This window comes from Burkholderia sp. EMB26, assembly GCF_024730645.1.
GTDB classification, from domain to species: Bacteria; Pseudomonadota; Gammaproteobacteria; order Burkholderiales; family Burkholderiaceae; genus Burkholderia; species Burkholderia cenocepacia.
Genome location: NZ_CP078072.1, coordinates 410,610 through 426,146 on the forward strand (window position 1 = coordinate 410,610; position 15,537 = coordinate 426,146).

The following is a 15,537-nucleotide window of genomic DNA, read 5'->3' on the forward strand; positions in this document are numbered from 1 at the left end:
ATAGGGAGGTCAGTTCAAGGGATGGGGTTCGGACGCGTGCGGGCGCTTCATGCCGGCCTGCAACGCCTTCAGGATGTCGATGCGCATCGTGCCGAGTTCGCTGACGAACGCGTCGCGCGGATGCGGGTAATCGACCTGCCACGCGTCGATGAAGCGGCCTTGCGTGCCGAGCAGCACGATGCGATCGGCCACCAGCAGCGCCTCGTCGATGTCGTGGGTCACGAGCACCGTCGCGCAGCGCGTCGTCGACACGATGTTCACCAGCAGCCGCTGCATCGCCGCGCGCGTGACTTCGTCGAGCGCCGAGAACGGTTCGTCGAGCAGCAGCGCGTGCGGCCGACGCGCCAGTGCGCGCGCCAGCGCCGCACGCTGCGCCATCCCGCCGGAAAGCTGGGCCGGGCGCAGCGACGCGGCGGCGTCGAGCCCGACCGCGCGCAGCGCCGAGCGGACGCGTTCGCGTTGCTGATCGCGCGTGAGGCGCTCCTGATGCGCGAAGGCAAGCCCGAACGCGACGTTCCGTTCGGTCGACAGCCACGGCAGCAGGCACGGGTCCTGGAACGCGATCGCGATCCTCGGGTGCGGGCCCTGCAGCAGCGCGCCGTCGACGGACACGGTGCCGGATTGCGGCCGCTCGAGCCCGGCCAGTGCGCGCAGCAGGCTCGACTTGCCGGTCCCGCTCGGGCCGATCAACGCGACGATTTCGCCGCGCCCGACCGACAGCGACACGTCGGCAAGCACGGTCGTGCGCGGCTCGTCGCCGTAGCCGAGCGTCAGGTGACGGGCGTCCAGCAGCGGGGGCGTCATGCGGCGATGCTCCGCGCCTGCGCGGCGAGTTGCGCCTTCAACTGCACCACGCTCGGCGTGACGATCGGAATGAACGCCGCTTCGCGCCAGCGTCGCTCGAAGCCGAGCCCCGCATCGCGCAGATAGCCGCGCCCGCCGCTCGCCTCGAGTTCGAGGTTCACGGCGGTGGCCACTAGCGTCGCGAGCGCGATACGCAGCTCGAACAGGCGGTTCGGATGCAGGCGCAGGCTGCCGTCGGCGATGCCGGCCGACAACTGCGAGCACGCGGCGGCCAGTTCGGCCGCGCACGATTCGACTTCGGGGCCGAGAATGCCGCGCGTCGTCTCCGCCGCGCGCCGCGCTTCGGCCAGCGAGCGCCGCGCGAGCCCGATCGACAGCCCGCACTGCAAGCCGAGGAATGCCGGTCGTACCGCGGGCAGGAAGGTTTGCGCATCCGGATGGATCAGCCAGGCGGCGTCGCTCGGCACGGCGTCGAGATGCAGCGCGGCGGTGTTGCTGCCGCGCAGCGCGATCAGGTCGAGATCCGTGCTGCGGGCCAGGCCGCGCGCGTCATCCGGAATCGCGACGATCGCGGACGGCCGCCCATCGTCGAACGCGACGGCTGCCGCCACCACGAACCGTTCGGCGCGCAGGTTCGTCACCCACGCCATCCTGCCCGTCAGCCGCCAGTCGTCGGCGCTGTCCGCATGCCGCGTCGCGTCGATCTGAAGCGACTCGATGCCGCACAGATACTTCATCGCGTTCGACAGCCCGCTGGCGCCGGCGCAACGGCCGTCGAGCAGCGCCGGCAGCCAGCGCGCGCGCAGTGCGGCGTTCGGGCTTTGCAACAGGTACTCGATGAAGCTGCGCTGGCCCCACAGCACGAATGCCGCGGTCAGCGAATGCTCTGCCACCGCGGCGATGCCGGCAATGGCGTCCGCGGTGGTGCCGCCGGCGCCGCCGAGGCCCGCCGGCACGCCGATCCGGAACAGTCCGGCCGCCGCGAGGCGCGGCACGACTTCCGCTTTCAGCGCGGCGCGCGTGTCGAGCGACGTGGCGTTCGCGTCGAGCCAGTCGACCAGCGACGCGTCGAGTTCGGGCGCCGTCAGGCGGCCTGTGTCCGGGGTTCCCATCGGTATGCCGCCAGTTCGGGGTTGAGTTCGTTGCGCGACAGGTTGTTCGCGAAGTTGCACAGCGTCGCGAGGCTCACGCCCAGCACCACTTCGAGCGCGTTCGCCTCGGTGAAGCCGGCGGCCAGGAACGCGTCGAGCGCGTCGTCGGGCACGCCGCCGCGCGTCGCGATCACGGCGCGCGTGAATGCGGCGACGGCGTCGAGCCGCGGATCGGCGACCGGTTCGCCGTCGCGCAATGCATCGACGTCGGCGTGGTCGACGTGGGCCTTTTTCAGCGCCGCCGCGGTGTGTCCGGCCACGCAGAACGCACAGCCGTGGACGGCGGCCGCGGTGATCTGCACGGCTTCGCGCTCGGCGAACGTGAGGCCCGCGCGGCTGTTGATCTCCGCGACGGTCAGATAGGTTTCGAGCGCGACCGGCGCGTTCGCGAGCGAGCGCACGAGGTTCGGCAGGAAACCGTTCGCGCGCTGCGACTTTTCCAGGAATGGCTGGCTGGGCGCGGGGGCGGTTTCGATGGTGGGCAAGGGCAGGCGGCTCACAGGATTCTCCGGAGGGGCAGTGAGATCATTGTCGAGGCGGCGCCCCCGCCGGACAATGCGCGAACATCCGCGATTCCTGTGCGTTCGTCCCGCGCCGCGCGTTCCGCCGTCGCGCCGTCTCCGGCTAGTGCAGGCGCGCCGCCGATGGCGACGCAGGGCCGCCGCGCCGCCATGCGCCGGGCTGCATGCCCATCGTGCGCTTGAACGCATGCGCGAACGCCGATTCCGACTGATAGCCGACCAGTTCACCCGCACGCGAAATCGGCAGGCCTTGCTGCAACAGGTCCGCCGCGAGTCGCATCCGCACCATCGTGACGAACTGCATCGGCGGATGGCCGGACGCTTCGCTGAAGTGCTTGCAGAACGCGGTGCGCGACATGTTCGCGAATGCGGCCATCGAGTCGGTGGTCCACGCGTCGGCGGGCGCATCGATGATCGCGGCGACGAGCGTGGCGAAACCGGTCCGCTGCATCAGCGACGCGAGGCCGCTGGCCACGGTATCGTGCCCCGCGGCATCCCGCACCGCATAGAACAACAGCAGTTCGACCAGCTTGTCGATCAGCGGGGAGGGCGCGTCGACGCCATGGCGGCCCTCGGCGCGAATCAGGTCGAACAGCCCGTGGATACCGCGATAGGCGTCGTCGCCGCGCCGCACGATCAGGTACTCGGGAAAGAGCGACACGATCGCGCGCGACACGGTGGAGTGGAATTCGATGAAGCCGCAGGCGAGCCCGACGCTGCCGTCGACCGACGGGTCGAGCGGTTGCATCGACCCGCGTCGCTCGAGCGGGCGGCCGCCCGCGACCGCGCAGGCCTGCGGGTCGACCGGGCTCGGCGACAAGCCGTGCGGCACGTCGCGCAGCAGAAAGACGGCTTCACCGGCGGTGACCGGGATGCTGTCGCGCCCGTCGGCGAAATGCAGCCACGCCGATCCGTGCAGGATCACGTGGAAGCTCGCTTTCGCACGGCCGGCGGTGGACGCCTGCCAGTCGCCGCAATACTGGCCGACATGAAAAAGCTGGCTTCTCGGCTCCAGGCTGGACAGCAGCCAATGGACGACCTTGTCTGTTTGCGCGGACATTCCGATGCTGGAGGATGGGTGACGCGCCCATGCTACGGGCTGCGCCGCGCCGCTCAAACCAACGAATCGTAGAAAGCATTTTCCTGTTTCAGCGATCGCCTCGTTGCCCCGGCTGTGCGCGTGACGGCGTGAATCCGCAGGGGGAAAGCCGACGCGAGCAAGCGGGGCCGCGTGGCGAAGCGTCGGCATTCGCGCCGGTTCCCGCCAAGCGACGCTGCCGCCCGCCCCGCGCTACGCGTGAACGCCGACCCGATACCGCGTGGTCTGTCGATAGACGGTGCCCGGACGAACGATCACGTCGTCGCGCAGGCCGTCCATGTTGACCTGGTCCGGAAAGCCGCCGGCCTCGACGCACAGCGCCGCGTGGCGTGCGCACCGCGTGCCGCCGCTCACGCGCACGCCGTCGAGATAGTTGCCCGTATAGAGCTGCAGGCCGCGCTGATCGGTCGACACGATCAACTCGCGGCCGCTTTCCGGATCGTAGACGCGTGCGACGGGCCGGACTTCGCGCGCGCCGTTGCCGACGACGAAGCAATGATCGAAGCCGCGCGCCCGCGCGAGTTGCGCATGCGGCCAGTCGAGGCGCGCGCCGAGCGGCGCGCTGTGCCGGAAATCGAACGCCGTGCCCGTCACGTCGGCCGTGCCGGTCGGGATCAGCGCGTCGTCCACTTCGAGGAACGCGTCGGCGTCGATGTGCAGCAGATGGCCGCGCACGTCGCTGCCCGCGCGTCCGTTCAGGTTGAAGTAGCTGTGATTCGTCAGGTTCAGCGGCGTCGGCGCATCGGTCCACCCCGCATAGTCGATCGTCAGCGTGCCGTCGTCGTCGAGCGTGTAGCGCACCTGGACGCTCACGTTGCCGGGGAATCCCGCATCGCCTTCCGGCGAATCGAGCCGCAGCGTCAGGCCGCCGCCGTCGTCGATCACGTCCCACCGCGCGCGATGAAACCCGTTCGCGCCGCCGTGCAGCAGGTTGCCGTTCTCGTTGCGGTCGAGCAGGTAGTCGACGCCGTCGAGCGTGAAGCGGGCGCCGGCGATCCGGTTTGCCCATCGGCCGATCGTCGCGCCGAGGTAGACGCCGGATTCGAGGTACTCGGCCGGCGTGTCGTGCGCGAGCACGATATCGGCGAAGCGTCCCGTGCGATCGGGCGCGAGCCACGACACGACGGTCGCGCCGAGGTCGCTGACGACGACACGCATCCCGTGCGCGTTGCGCAGCGTATAGCGCCGCACCGGCTCGCCGTCGGGCAACGTGCCCCACGGCTCGGCGTGCACGCGTGCGACGCCGCGTGTCAGGTAGGAGGAATCGGTATCGATATGCATGAGTGGAGGTCGGATGGGCGGCGGGCGTCAGGGCGTGGCGGCCGCGCGTTCCTGATATTCGCGCGGCGTGCAGCCGAGTTCGCGCCTGAACACCGCATACATGTACTGAAGCGACGTGAACCCGCAACGGATCGCGACTTCGGCGCTGCTGGCCTGCCGGCCGGCAAGCAGCGCCTGCGCGGCTTCGAGCTTGTGGCGCAGGATCTCCTGGTGCACGGTGCGCTGCAGTTCGCGCCGGAAGTGCTCCTCGAGCAGCGAGCGCGACACGCCGACATAGTCGGCGACCTGTTCGGTCTTGATCCCCTGGCACGCGTACTGGCGGATGAAATGCCGCGCACGCATCACGTGCGGGCTCGCCAGCGGCTGGTGGCGCGTCGATTCGAGCACGTTGATGCCGACCGGCGGCACGAGAATGCGCTGCCCGGGAAAGCGCGCGCCGCGCAGCATCCGATGCAGCAGGTGCGCGGCGGTGCGGCCCATTTCCTCGGTGCCCTGGATCACCGACGACAGCGGAATGCGCGTCAGCGTGCGCGTGAGCGGATCGTTGTCGATGCCGATGATCGCGACCTGTTCCGGCACCGCGAGGCCGGCGATCAGGCACGCCTGCAGCAGGTGCCGCGCGCGCGCATCGGTCACCGCGATCACGCCGACGGGCTTCGGCAGCGCATGCAGCCAGTCGATCAGTTGCTCGATCGCGTGATTCCAGCCCGACGCGCTGGTCGACAGCCCGCGGTAGATCGGCGCGTCGAGCCCGTCCGCGCGCGCGAGCCGGTCGAACGCCAGCTCGCGCTGCTGCGCCCAGCGGTTCTCCTGCGCGACCGGCAGGCTGTACATCGCGAAATGCGCGAGCCCCGCGCCGATCAGGTGCGTGTACGCGAGCGACACGAGCTTCGGGTTGTCCGTCGCAATATATGGGACGCCGTCCGGGTACTGCGTCGGGTCCTCGTACGACGATCCGATCGCGACGATCGGCAGCGGCGAGCCGGCGAGCGCGTCGGCCACGGCCGGGTCGTCGAAGTCGGCGATGATGCCGTCGCCGTCGAAGCGCTCGATCCCGGTGAGCCGGCAGCGGAAGTCGTCTTCGAGGAACAGGTCCCACACGACGCGCGTCGTGTGCAGGTACTGGCCGATGCCGCTGATGATCTCGCGGTCGTAGACCTTGTTCGCGTTGAACAGCAGCGCGATGCGGTGCGGTGTCTGGGCGGAAGGGGCGCGTGTCATCTCGGTGTCGGGTGAGCGCGTCGGGGGCGCCGTGCCGTTGTCTCCGGGGCGCGCTCGCGGAGGCGGCGCGCGGTGGTCTGGTGACGGCGATTGTAGGACGGAATGCGTACCGTACGAGCGCCGCTGGCAAGAAACATCAAGCGGGCTGCGCAATTTCGCAATTGCCGGCCGGCAGGCGCGCGGGCACGATCCAGCCAACCGAATTCGGCCGCGCGCGTCGCCGCGACGCGCGTTGCGCTGCAACAAGAACCCGCACGGAGACGCCATGTCGTATTTCGAACATATTCCCGCGATTCGCTACGAAGGCCCGCAGTCGGACAACCCGCTCGCGTATCACCATTACGACCCCGACAAGCGCGTGCTGGGCAAGACGCTCGCCGAGCATCTGCGGATCGCGGTCTGCTACTGGCACACGTTCGTGTGGCCCGGTCACGACATCTTCGGGCAGGCCGCGTTCCGGCGGCCGTGGCAGCAGCCGGGCGATGCGCTCGAGCGGGCGCGGATGAAGGCGGATGCGGCGTTCGAATTCTTCACGAAGCTCGGTACGCCGTTCTATACGTTCCACGACACCGACGTCGCGCCGGAAGGCGACAGCCTGCGCGAATACGCGGCCAACTTCGCGCGGATGGTCGACTATCTCGGCGAGCGCCAGCAGGCAAGCGGCGTGCGGCTGCTGTGGGGCACCGCGAACCTGTTCTCGCATCCGCGCTTCGCGGCCGGCGCCGCGACGAACCCGAACCCCGACGTGTTCGCGTGGGCCGCGACCCAGGTATGCCATGCACTCGACGCGACCCATCGCCTCGGCGGCGAAAACTACGTGCTGTGGGGCGGGCGGGAAGGATACGAGACGCTGCTCAATACCGACCTGAAGCGCGAGCGCGACCAGTTCGCCCGCTTCCTGTCGATGGTCGTCGAGCACAAGCACCGGATCGGCTTCAAGGGCGCGCTGCTGATCGAGCCGAAGCCGCAGGAGCCGACCAAGCACCAGTACGACTACGACGTCGCGACCGTGCACGGCTTTCTCGTGCAGTACGGACTGCAGAACGAGATTCGCGTGAACATCGAGGCGAACCACGCGACGCTCGCCGGTCACTCGTTCCATCACGAGATCGCGAACGCGTTCGCGCTCGGCGTGTTCGGCAGCGTCGACGCGAACCGCGGCGACCCGCAGAACGGCTGGGACACCGACCAGTTCCCGAACAGCGTCGAGGAACTGACGCTCGCGTTCTACGAGATCCTGCGTCACGGCGGTTTCACGACCGGCGGGATGAACTTCGACGCGAAGGTGCGCCGCCAGAGCATCGATCCGGAAGACCTGTTCTACGGCCACGTCGGCGCGATCGACGTGCTCGCGCTCGCGCTCGAACGCGCGGCGGTGCTGGTCGAGAACGACCGGCTCGATGCGTTGCGCCGGCAGCGCTATGCGCAATGGGACGACGCGTTCGGCCGCAAGATCCTGGCGGGCGGCTATACGCTGGAGTCGCTCGCGGCCGACGCGCTCGCGCGCGGCGTGGACCCGCAACATGCGAGCGGCGCGCAGGAGCGGCTCGAGAACATCGTGAACCAGGCGATCTACGGGTTGCGCTGACGCGATGCCGCGCAGGCGGCCGGCAACGGTCGCGCTGCCGGGCTTTGCAGTGACTCGATGCGGGCGGCGCATGTCGGCTGCCGCCCGGCGTTCGTGAGGTGGTTCCATAACAAGGAGTTTGGAGACATGAAATCCGTAACGCGTCGTACCGTATTGAGTTCGCTGGCCGGCGCCGCCGCGCTCGCGATCCTCGCGCTGGGCACGCCGCTCGCCCATGCGAGCAAGGACAAGCCCGAGATCGGTTTTTGCATCGACGACCTGCGCGTCGAGCGCTGGTCGCGCGATCGCGACTATTTCGTCGCGGCCGCGACGAAGCTCGGCGCGAAGGTGTCGGTGCAGTCCGCCGATGCGAGCGAGGCGCGGCAGATTTCGCAGATCGAGAACCTGATCTCGCGCGGCGTCGACGTGATCGTGATCGTGCCGTTCAACTCGAAGACGCTCGGCAACGTTGTCGCCGAGGCGCGGAAGGCCGGCATCAAGGTCGTGTCGTACGACCGCCTGATTCTCGATGCGGACGTCGACGCGTACATCTCGTTCGACAACGAGAAGGTCGGCGAGCTGCAGGCGCAGGGCGTCTTCGATGCGAAGCCGAAGGGCAACTATTTCCTGCTGGGCGGCGCGCCGACCGACAACAACGCGAAGATGCTGCGCGAAGGACAACTGAAGGTGCTCAAGCCGGCTATCGACCGAGGCGACATCAAGGTCGTCGGCCAGCAGTGGGTGCCCGAATGGAGCGCATCGACCGCGCTGCGGATCGTCGAGGATGCGCTGACCGCGAACAACAACAAGATCGATGCGATCGTCGCGTCGAACGACGGCACGGCCGGCGGCGCGATCCAGGCGCTCGCCGCGCAGCATCTGGCCGGCAAGGTGCCGGTATCCGGGCAGGACGCGGATCTGGCCGCGGTCAAGCGCGTGATCGCCGGCACGCAGACGATGACCGTCTACAAGCCGTTGAAGCTGATCGCGAGCGAAGCCGCGAAGCTCGCGGTCGATCTCGCGAAGGGCGCGAAGCCCGCGTTCAACGCGCAATACGACAACGGCAGGAAGAAGGTCGATACGGTGCTGCTGCAGCCGACGCTGCTGACCAAGCGCAACGTCGACGTCGTCGTGAAGGACGGCTTCTATACCCAGGCCCAGCTGGCGAGCCAGTAACGGCGCGACGCGCGGGCGGCGCTTCACTAGCGCGCCCGCGCGCATCCTGCGAGGCATGAACGAATGACGGAACCCTTGCTGACGATGCGCGGCATCGTCAAGGCATTCGACGGCGTGAAGGCACTCGACGGCATCGACCTCACCGTGCGGCCCGGCGAATGCGTCGGGCTGTGCGGCGAGAACGGCGCGGGCAAGTCGACGCTGATGAAGGTGCTGTCGGGCGTCTATCCGCACGGCACGTGGGACGGCGAAATCCGCTGGGAAGGCGCGCCGCTCGTGGCCGCCGGCGTGCGCGACACCGAGCGGGCGGGCATCGCGATCATCCATCAGGAGCTGATGCTCGTACCCGAGCTGTCGGTCGCCGAGAACATCTTCCTCGGCAACGAGATCACGTTGCCGGGCGGGCGCATGCACTTCGCGGCGATGGTCCGGCGCGCCGAGGCGTTGCTGCACGAACTGCGGATCGACACGATCAACGTCGCGCAGCCGGTGATGAACTACGGCGGCGGCCACCAGCAGCTGATCGAGATCGCGAAGGCGCTGAACAAGCACGCGAAGCTGCTGATCCTCGACGAACCGTCGTCGTCGCTGAGTGCGTCGGAGACGCGCATCCTGCTCGACATCGTGCGCGACCTGAAGCGCCGTGGGGTGGCGTGCGTCTACATCTCGCACAAGCTCGACGAGGTGGCGGCCGTGTGCGACACGGTCACCGTGATCCGCGACGGACGCCACGTCGCGACCGAGCCGATGGCCGCGCTGACCACCGACCGGATCATCGCGATGATGGTGGGCCGCGAGATCCGCGACCTGTATCCGCGCGAGCCGCACGAGATCGGCGACGTCGTGCTCGACGTGCGCCACGTGACGTGCCGCGACGTGACGAACGCGCGCCGCAAGCGGGTCGACGACGTGTCGTTCAGCGTGCGGCGCGGCGAGATCGTCGGCGTCGCCGGGCTGGTCGGCGCGGGGCGCACCGAGCTGATGCAGGCGATCTTCGGCGCGTATCCGGGCGCGTGCACGGCGAGCGTGACGATGAACGGCCGGCCGCTGTCGATCCGCTCGCCGGCCGACGCGATCCGCGCCGGCATCGCGATGGTGCCGGAGGACCGCAAGCGCCACGGCATCGTGCCGCAGCTCGGCGTCGGCCACAACATCACGCTCGCGGTGCTGCGGCGCTTCGCAGCGCGCGGGCGGATCGACGCGGCCGCCGAGCTCGATACGATCCGCACCGAGATGCAGCGGCTGTCGGTGCGCGCAGCGCACCCGTTCCTGTCGATCGCGAGCCTGTCGGGCGGCAACCAGCAGAAGGCGGTGCTCGCGAAGATGCTGCTGACCGAGCCGCAGGTGCTGATCCTCGACGAACCGACCCGCGGCGTCGACGTGGGCGCGAAGGCGGAGATCTACCGGCTGATCTTCGCGCTGGCCAGGCGGGGCGTCGCGCTGATCGTCGTGTCGTCGGAATTGCCGGAGGTGCTCGGCCTGGCCGATCGCGTGCTGGTGATCGGCGAGGGCGAGCTGCGCGGCGATTTCGTCAACCAGGGCCTCACGCAGGAACAGATCCTCGGCGCCGCGCTGAAGCCCGCGCGCCTGCCCGCCGAACCCACTGCAGCGAGCGCGATATGAATTCCGAACTTTCTTCCTCGACCCCGGCGACGCCGGATGCAGGCGCCGGCCGCGCGCCGCGGCTGCCATTGCGCCATGTCTTCACGCGCTACAAGGTGCTTGCGCTGCTGTTCGCGGTCGTCGCGATCTGGGCGTTCTTCTCGGTGCTGACGGACGGCGCGTTCGTCACGCCGCGCAACGTATCGAACCTGCTGCGGCAGATGTCGATCACCGGCATGCTCGCGTGCGGCATGGTGTTCGTCATCATCGCGGGCGAGATCGACCTGTCGGTCGGCTCGCTGCTCGGGCTGCTCGGCGGCGTCGCCGCGATCCTCGACGTCAACCGTCACTGGCCGGTCGCGGCGACGGTCCCGGCCGTGCTCGCGCTCGGCGTGCTGATCGGGCTCTTCAACGGCTGGTGGTCGACCTATCGGCGCGTGCCGTCGTTCATCGTCGGGCTGGGCGGGATGCTCGCGTTTCGCGGCATCCTGCTCGGCGTGACCGGCGGCTCGACCATCGCGCCGGTATCCGACGGCTTCGTGTTCATCGGGCAGGGCTATCTGCCGCGCGTGGCGGGGGACGGCCTCGCGGTCCTGCTGTTCGCGCTCGTGACGCTGCTGGTGGTGCGGCAGCGCGGCACGCGGCATCGCTACCGGCTCGCGGTCGCGCCGCTGTGGCAGGACGTCGCGAAGATCGTCGGCGCCGGCGCGGTACTGTTCGCGTTCGTCGCGACGCTCGACCGTTACGGCGGCATTCCGGTGCCGGTGCTGTTGCTGCTCGCGTTGCTCGGCGTGTTCTCGTGGATCGCGACGCAGACGGTATTCGGCCGGCGCATCTATGCGGTGGGATCGAACCTGGAGGCGACGCGGCTGTCGGGCGTGGACACCGATCGCGTGAAGCTCGCGATCTTCGCGCTGATGGGATTGATGTGCGCGTTTGCCGGCCTCGTGAACACGGCGCGGCTGGCGGCCGGGTCGCCGTCCGCCGGCACGATGGGCGAACTCGATGCGATCGCCGCGTGCTTCATCGGCGGCACGTCGATGCGCGGCGGGTCGGGCACCGTCTACGGCGCGTTGATCGGCGCGCTCGTGATGGCGAGCCTCGACAACGGGATGTCGATGCTGGACGTCGACGCGTACTGGCAGATGATCGTCAAGGGCGCGGTGCTGGTGCTGGCGGTGTGGATCGACGTGGTGTCGCGCTCGAACCGGCGGTGACGGGCCGCTGGTCGGTCGCGAGTCGACAACGAGGAAGGCCATGGAACGAAACACGATGCGCGTGCAGGATGTTTCCGTGCGGGCGGCCGGGCCGCGCGCGATGCCGGATGCCGGCCCGGTGCTGGGCCTCGGTGATCCGCGCGACCGGCAACTGATCGCGGATGCACTGCGCGCGCTGCTGCACGAGCGGTCCGAAGCGCTGTCGTTCGCGATGCGGATGGCCGACGCGTGCGGCCGATCCCGGCCCGATGCGGCCGATTTCGCGCTGACCGACATCATTCGGCTGGCGCGCATCGTCGAGCGCATCGAGCGGGAGGGCGCGGCGGAGCCCGCTGCGTTTTCCGCAGGGGCGCGCTGACGGCGACGCAAGTCGCCGCGCTCGCGCGGTAGCGCGAACGGGCGCTAGAACGTGTAGGCGAGCGACGCGAACAGGCTGCGCGGCGCGCCCGGCGTGACCCACAGGCTGTTGTACGAACTGACGTAGGTGGTACGGTTGAACAGGTTGTTCAGCACGACCGACGCACGCAGGTGCTTGTTGACCTGAAGATAGCCGTTCAGCTGCACGGTCGCGTAGGCCGGCAGCTCGAAGCCATCCTGCGTGTTGGCCGTGTTGCCCGCGCGGCGCCCGACGTAGATCACGCCGGCACCGGCGCCGGCCTTGTCCGCGAACGGCAGCGTGGTTTCGTACATCAGCAGCGCGCTGCCGCTCAGCCGCGGAACGTCGACGAGGCGCGCCCCGGACGCGAGCACGGCATCGCGCGTGACCTCGGCGTCGACGTACGCGAGGTTGGCGAGCCCGCGCAAGCCGTGACCGAGGTCGCCGCTCCATTCGAATTCGACGCCGCGGCTGCGCACTTCGCCGGCCGCGCGCGAGAAGCCCGCATTCGCCGGATCGGCGGTGAGGACGTTGCGCTTGGTCACGTAGAACGCCGAGACGGTCGTGAGCCAGCGCGCGCCCGCCCATTTCGCGCCCGCTTCGTAGCCGTGGCCCTTTTCGGGATCGAACGCGCGGCCGCCGACGTCGGCGCCGTTGTTCGGCCGGAACGAATACGCGGTGTTCGCATACAGCGACCACGCGGGACTCATTTCATACACGACGCCGATACGCGGGCTCAGCGCGGTCTGGAGCTGGCTCGTCGTCACGCCCTTCAGGCGGTTGTCGATCGACTGGTGGAAGCGATCCCAGCGCAGCCCGGCCAGGATTTTCCAGTGCGGCCCGAACGCGAGCGTGTCCTGCGCGTAGACGCCTTGGCCGTCGTCGCGTTCGAGCAGGTTGGTCGCGGTGCGCGGCGTCGGCGCGGGCTGGCCGTAGACCGGATCGAAGATGTCGATCGCATACGGCGCGGCGGCGGTCGGCGTGGAACGCGTGACGAACTGGTCGTAGTTGAAGCGATACGCATCGACGCCCATCACGAGCGTGTGGCCGATGCCGCCGGTGCGGAACGAGCCGGCCGTCTCGAGGCGGCCTTGCAGGTCGTTCGAGTGAAACGCGACTTGCCGGTAGCGGCGCCACAGCGTGCGGCCGTCCGGCTGCAATGCGAACGCCTCGGACGAGCGCCCCGACAGGTCGGTGTTGCGTTGCGCGACGCCGGCATTGATCGACCAAGCCGAATCGATGCGATGCTCGAGCGTGAACTGGTGGCCCGTGTTGCGCACGTCGTAGTCGCCGTCGCGCGGCTCGCCGAGAAAGCGCGACGCGGGGATCACGCCCAGTTGCCCGTTGACCGCGAGCACGCCGCGATCGAGCGGCGCGCGCTGACGCGCACTCTCGAACTCGTAGTGGAGCGTCGTGTCCGCGCCGATGTCCCACGTGAACGACGGCGAGAACAGGTAGCGTTTGCTCGACACCGTGTCGCGAAAGCTGCCGTTGTTCTCGTTCATCGCGACGAAGCGGTACGCCAGCGATTGCGTGACGGGGCCGGTCGTATCGAGGGTCTGGCGCAATGCGCCGTAGCTGCCGGCCGACACGCCGACGGTAGTCGCGCGGGCAAACTGCGGCTGCTTGGTCGTATAGCTGATGATCCCGCCCGGATCGCCGCGGCCATACAGCGCGGACGCCGGCCCCTTGAGCACTTCCATCCGTTCGAGGTTGACGGTGTCGCGCGGCACGCTCATGCCGCGATTCCACGAAAAGCCGTTGACGAGGTAGTCGGTGCCGGACGTGTTGCCGTCGCCGGCGAAGCCGCGCACCGCGTAGTTGTCCCACAGGCCGCCGAAGTTGTTCTGGCGCGAGACGCCCGCGACCCAGTCGTAGAGATCGTCGCCGCGCGTGGCGGCCACGGTCTGGATCAGCTTCGTGTCGACGCTGCTGACCGCGAACGGAATCTCCATCACGTCCGCCTCGCTGCGCGTCGCGCTCGTCGATTCGCGCGTGCGAAACGGCGCCGTCGCGCGTTGGGCGGAGATCTCGATGGTGGGTAGCGCCGTCTCCTGCGCGTCGGCGCTGCCCATGCCGGTCGTGCCGACGACGATGGCCATCGGTGCGGCCGCCCAGTTCCTCCTGCTCATACTCCTCCTTTTAGTGTGTTTCGCGTTCGGGCACGGCGGGCGGCCTCGCGCCGACATCTGTGTTCCAAACAGTACATTTGCGCGGCAATTTAATGCAAATGAGAGGCATTTGCAATCGTAATTTTGAGATTGGGAGGACGAAGCGAAATGGCGGGCCGCACGGCCACGGGCGGGAGGGCGAGCGAAGCCGCGTCCGGTTTCGAGACGGCCGACTTCTTCCCGCCGTCCGGCTGGAGCGTGGCGCCCGTGCAGGACGCGATGGGGCTGCGCGACCTGGAGACCGAGCGGGCCTGCGCCGTGGCCCGGCATGGCCGGCCGGCGTGCTCGATATTCTGCGCAACGGTCGCGTGCCGTTGGGGGCGCGGCCCCTCTATTTCTGCGTCTACGTCGGGATGAGGGTGGCGACGTTTGGGTCGCCCACCCCGTTTACGCGTACCGGCACCCCCGCGCCATGGCTACCGGTCAACGCGACGCACCGAACAACTCGGTCACGAGGCCGCGCAGCCACCGGTTGCCCGCCTCGTGGTGATATCGCGCATGCCAATGCTGCCGTACCGCGAATCCGTCGACCGGGATCGGGCAGGCATGAACCGCCAGGTCGTTCGCGTGGGCCAGCGTCTCGCCGATATGACGGGGAAGCGTCGTGATCAGGTCGGTCGTCTGGACGATCGCCCCCAGACCCAGGAAGCCCGGCAATTCCAGCACCACGTCCCGCTCGATGCGCGCCTGCCGCAGCGCCTGTTCGAGCAGCTGCGCGCCGGTTCCCGCGGTGATCGCGACATGTCCTTCGGAACGATACTGCTTTGCGCCGAGCCGGCCGCGAATTCTCGGGTGATGCCGATTGGCCAGACAAATCCAGTCCTGGTCATACAGCTTCTGCTGGTAAATGCCGCCGCCGAGCCACGGCACATAGCCGATCGCGAGGTCGGCCTCGCCCGATTCGAGCGCGCGTTCCGTATTGCCGTCGATCCGCGCGGCTTCCAGCCGGACGCCAGGCGCCTGCGCCCTGACATGGGCCAGTAGCTGCGGCAGCAGCGTGATGTGGCTCGCGTCGGTCATGCAGATGCGAAAGCGTCGCTGGGCCGTTGACGGATCGAACGCGATCTCCCACGCGGTGAAGCGCCGCAGCGATTCGAGGATTTCCCGGCAGGGCCCGATCAGCGCATCGGCCTGAGGCGTTGGCGCCATGCCGCCGGGCGTCCGGATGAAGAGCGGATCGTGCAGGTGTTCCCGCAAATGCCCGAGCCAGATGCTGACCGTCGGCTGGCTCTGGCCGAGTTGCTCGGCGACGCGCGTGACGCTGCGCACGTCGTACAGGAGATCGAAAAGCTGCAGCAGCTTCAGGTCGGGCAGATCGGCGGGCATCGGCACATTATTGTCCATTGCAATG

13 protein-coding genes are annotated in these 15,537 nt (G+C 68.9%); 5 read left to right on the forward strand and 8 right to left on the reverse strand.

Going from position 1 to position 15,537, the window contains the following annotated elements:
- Positions 1-9: 9 nt before the first annotated feature.
- From KU887_RS32155 to KU887_RS32180, 6 genes are all read right to left on the reverse strand, one after another.
- Positions 10-804 carry an ABC transporter ATP-binding protein gene (locus tag KU887_RS32155; RefSeq protein ID WP_006483334.1) on the reverse strand — a complete coding sequence of 265 codons (795 nt, stop codon included), beginning with the start codon at positions 802-804 and terminating at the stop codon, positions 10-12.
- Positions 801-1,916, reverse strand: coding sequence for an acyl-CoA dehydrogenase family protein (locus KU887_RS32160; RefSeq protein ID WP_058903923.1), 1,116 nt, complete (start codon positions 1,914-1,916; stop codon positions 801-803). Before KU887_RS32160 ends, KU887_RS32155 begins: the two co-directional genes overlap by 4 nt.
- Positions 1,889-2,455 (reverse strand): carboxymuconolactone decarboxylase family protein, encoded by a 567-nt coding sequence (locus tag KU887_RS32165; RefSeq protein WP_006489008.1) that lies wholly within the window; start codon positions 2,453-2,455, stop codon positions 1,889-1,891. Before KU887_RS32165 ends, KU887_RS32160 begins: the two co-directional genes overlap by 28 nt.
- A gap of 124 nt (positions 2,456-2,579) precedes the next feature.
- Positions 2,580-3,536 (reverse strand): AraC family transcriptional regulator, encoded by a 957-nt coding sequence (locus KU887_RS32170; RefSeq protein ID WP_212137098.1) that lies wholly within the window; start codon positions 3,534-3,536, stop codon positions 2,580-2,582.
- A 231-nt stretch (positions 3,537-3,767) separates the two neighbouring features.
- On the reverse strand, positions 3,768-4,856 hold the full coding sequence (locus KU887_RS32175; RefSeq protein ID WP_006483285.1) for an aldose epimerase family protein: 1,089 nt from the start codon (positions 4,854-4,856) through the stop codon (positions 3,768-3,770).
- 27 nt (positions 4,857-4,883) lie between these two features.
- Positions 4,884-6,077: a DNA-binding transcriptional regulator gene (locus tag KU887_RS32180; RefSeq protein ID WP_048985823.1), complete on the reverse strand. Its 1,194-nt coding sequence runs from the start codon at positions 6,075-6,077 to the stop codon at positions 4,884-4,886.
- Positions 6,078-6,342: 265 nt separating this feature from the next.
- On the opposite strand from KU887_RS32180, the gene xylA reads away from it, so the two are divergent.
- From xylA to KU887_RS32205, 5 genes are all read left to right on the forward strand, one after another.
- Positions 6,343-7,665, forward strand: coding sequence for a xylose isomerase (gene xylA / locus KU887_RS32185; protein WP_006483287.1), 1,323 nt, complete (start codon positions 6,343-6,345; stop codon positions 7,663-7,665).
- 126 nt (positions 7,666-7,791) lie between these two features.
- Positions 7,792-8,820, forward strand: coding sequence for a D-xylose ABC transporter substrate-binding protein (xylF, locus tag KU887_RS32190; protein ID WP_006483304.1), 1,029 nt, complete (start codon positions 7,792-7,794; stop codon positions 8,818-8,820).
- Positions 8,821-8,883: 63 nt separating this feature from the next.
- On the forward strand, positions 8,884-10,443 hold the full coding sequence (gene xylG / locus KU887_RS32195) for a D-xylose ABC transporter ATP-binding protein (RefSeq protein ID WP_058903925.1): 1,560 nt from the start codon (positions 8,884-8,886) through the stop codon (positions 10,441-10,443).
- Entirely contained in the window at positions 10,440-11,639 is a 1,200-nt protein-coding gene (locus tag KU887_RS32200) for a sugar ABC transporter permease (RefSeq protein WP_034203492.1), read from the forward strand. Before xylG ends, KU887_RS32200 begins: the two co-directional genes overlap by 4 nt.
- A 40-nt stretch (positions 11,640-11,679) precedes the next feature.
- Positions 11,680-11,997 carry a hypothetical protein gene (locus KU887_RS32205; RefSeq protein WP_258258818.1) on the forward strand — a complete coding sequence of 106 codons (318 nt, stop codon included), beginning with the start codon at positions 11,680-11,682 and terminating at the stop codon, positions 11,995-11,997.
- 44 nt (positions 11,998-12,041) lie between these two features.
- On the opposite strand, the gene KU887_RS32210 is transcribed toward KU887_RS32205, so the two are convergent.
- Positions 12,042-14,147 (reverse strand): TonB-dependent siderophore receptor, encoded by a 2,106-nt coding sequence (locus KU887_RS32210; protein WP_258258819.1) that lies wholly within the window; start codon positions 14,145-14,147, stop codon positions 12,042-12,044.
- Between the two features lie 462 nt (positions 14,148-14,609).
- On the reverse strand, positions 14,610-15,530 hold the full coding sequence (locus KU887_RS32215; protein ID WP_258258820.1) for a LysR family transcriptional regulator: 921 nt from the start codon (positions 15,528-15,530) through the stop codon (positions 14,610-14,612).
- Between the last annotated feature and the right edge of the window lie 7 nt (positions 15,531-15,537).

What these genes read in the sequence shown, in the direction of transcription:
- KU887_RS32155 (WP_006483334.1), bottom strand. Translation starts at nt 804, where the DNA reads ATGACGCCCCCGCTGCTGGACGCCCGTCACCTGACGCTCGGCTACGGC.
- KU887_RS32175 (WP_006483285.1), bottom strand. Translation starts at nt 4,856, where the DNA reads ATGCATATCGATACCGATTCCTCCTACCTGACACGCGGCGTCGCACGC.
- KU887_RS32160 (WP_058903923.1), bottom strand. Translation starts at nt 1,916, where the DNA reads ATGGGAACCCCGGACACAGGCCGCCTGACGGCGCCCGAACTCGACGCG.
- KU887_RS32180 (WP_048985823.1), bottom strand. Translation starts at nt 6,077, where the DNA reads ATGACACGCGCCCCTTCCGCCCAGACACCGCACCGCATCGCGCTGCTG.
- KU887_RS32170 (WP_212137098.1), bottom strand. Translation starts at nt 3,536, where the DNA reads ATGTCCGCGCAAACAGACAAGGTCGTCCATTGGCTGCTGTCCAGCCTG.
- xylF (WP_006483304.1), top strand. Translation starts at nt 7,792, where the DNA reads ATGAAATCCGTAACGCGTCGTACCGTATTGAGTTCGCTGGCCGGCGCC.
- xylG (WP_058903925.1), top strand. Translation starts at nt 8,884, where the DNA reads ATGACGGAACCCTTGCTGACGATGCGCGGCATCGTCAAGGCATTCGAC.
- KU887_RS32215 (WP_258258820.1), bottom strand. Translation starts at nt 15,530, where the DNA reads ATGGACAATAATGTGCCGATGCCCGCCGATCTGCCCGACCTGAAGCTG.
- xylA (WP_006483287.1), top strand. Translation starts at nt 6,343, where the DNA reads ATGTCGTATTTCGAACATATTCCCGCGATTCGCTACGAAGGCCCGCAG.
- KU887_RS32210 (WP_258258819.1), bottom strand. Translation starts at nt 14,147, where the DNA reads ATGAGCAGGAGGAACTGGGCGGCCGCACCGATGGCCATCGTCGTCGGC.
- KU887_RS32200 (WP_034203492.1), top strand. Translation starts at nt 10,440, where the DNA reads ATGAATTCCGAACTTTCTTCCTCGACCCCGGCGACGCCGGATGCAGGC.
- KU887_RS32205 (WP_258258818.1), top strand. Translation starts at nt 11,680, where the DNA reads ATGGAACGAAACACGATGCGCGTGCAGGATGTTTCCGTGCGGGCGGCC.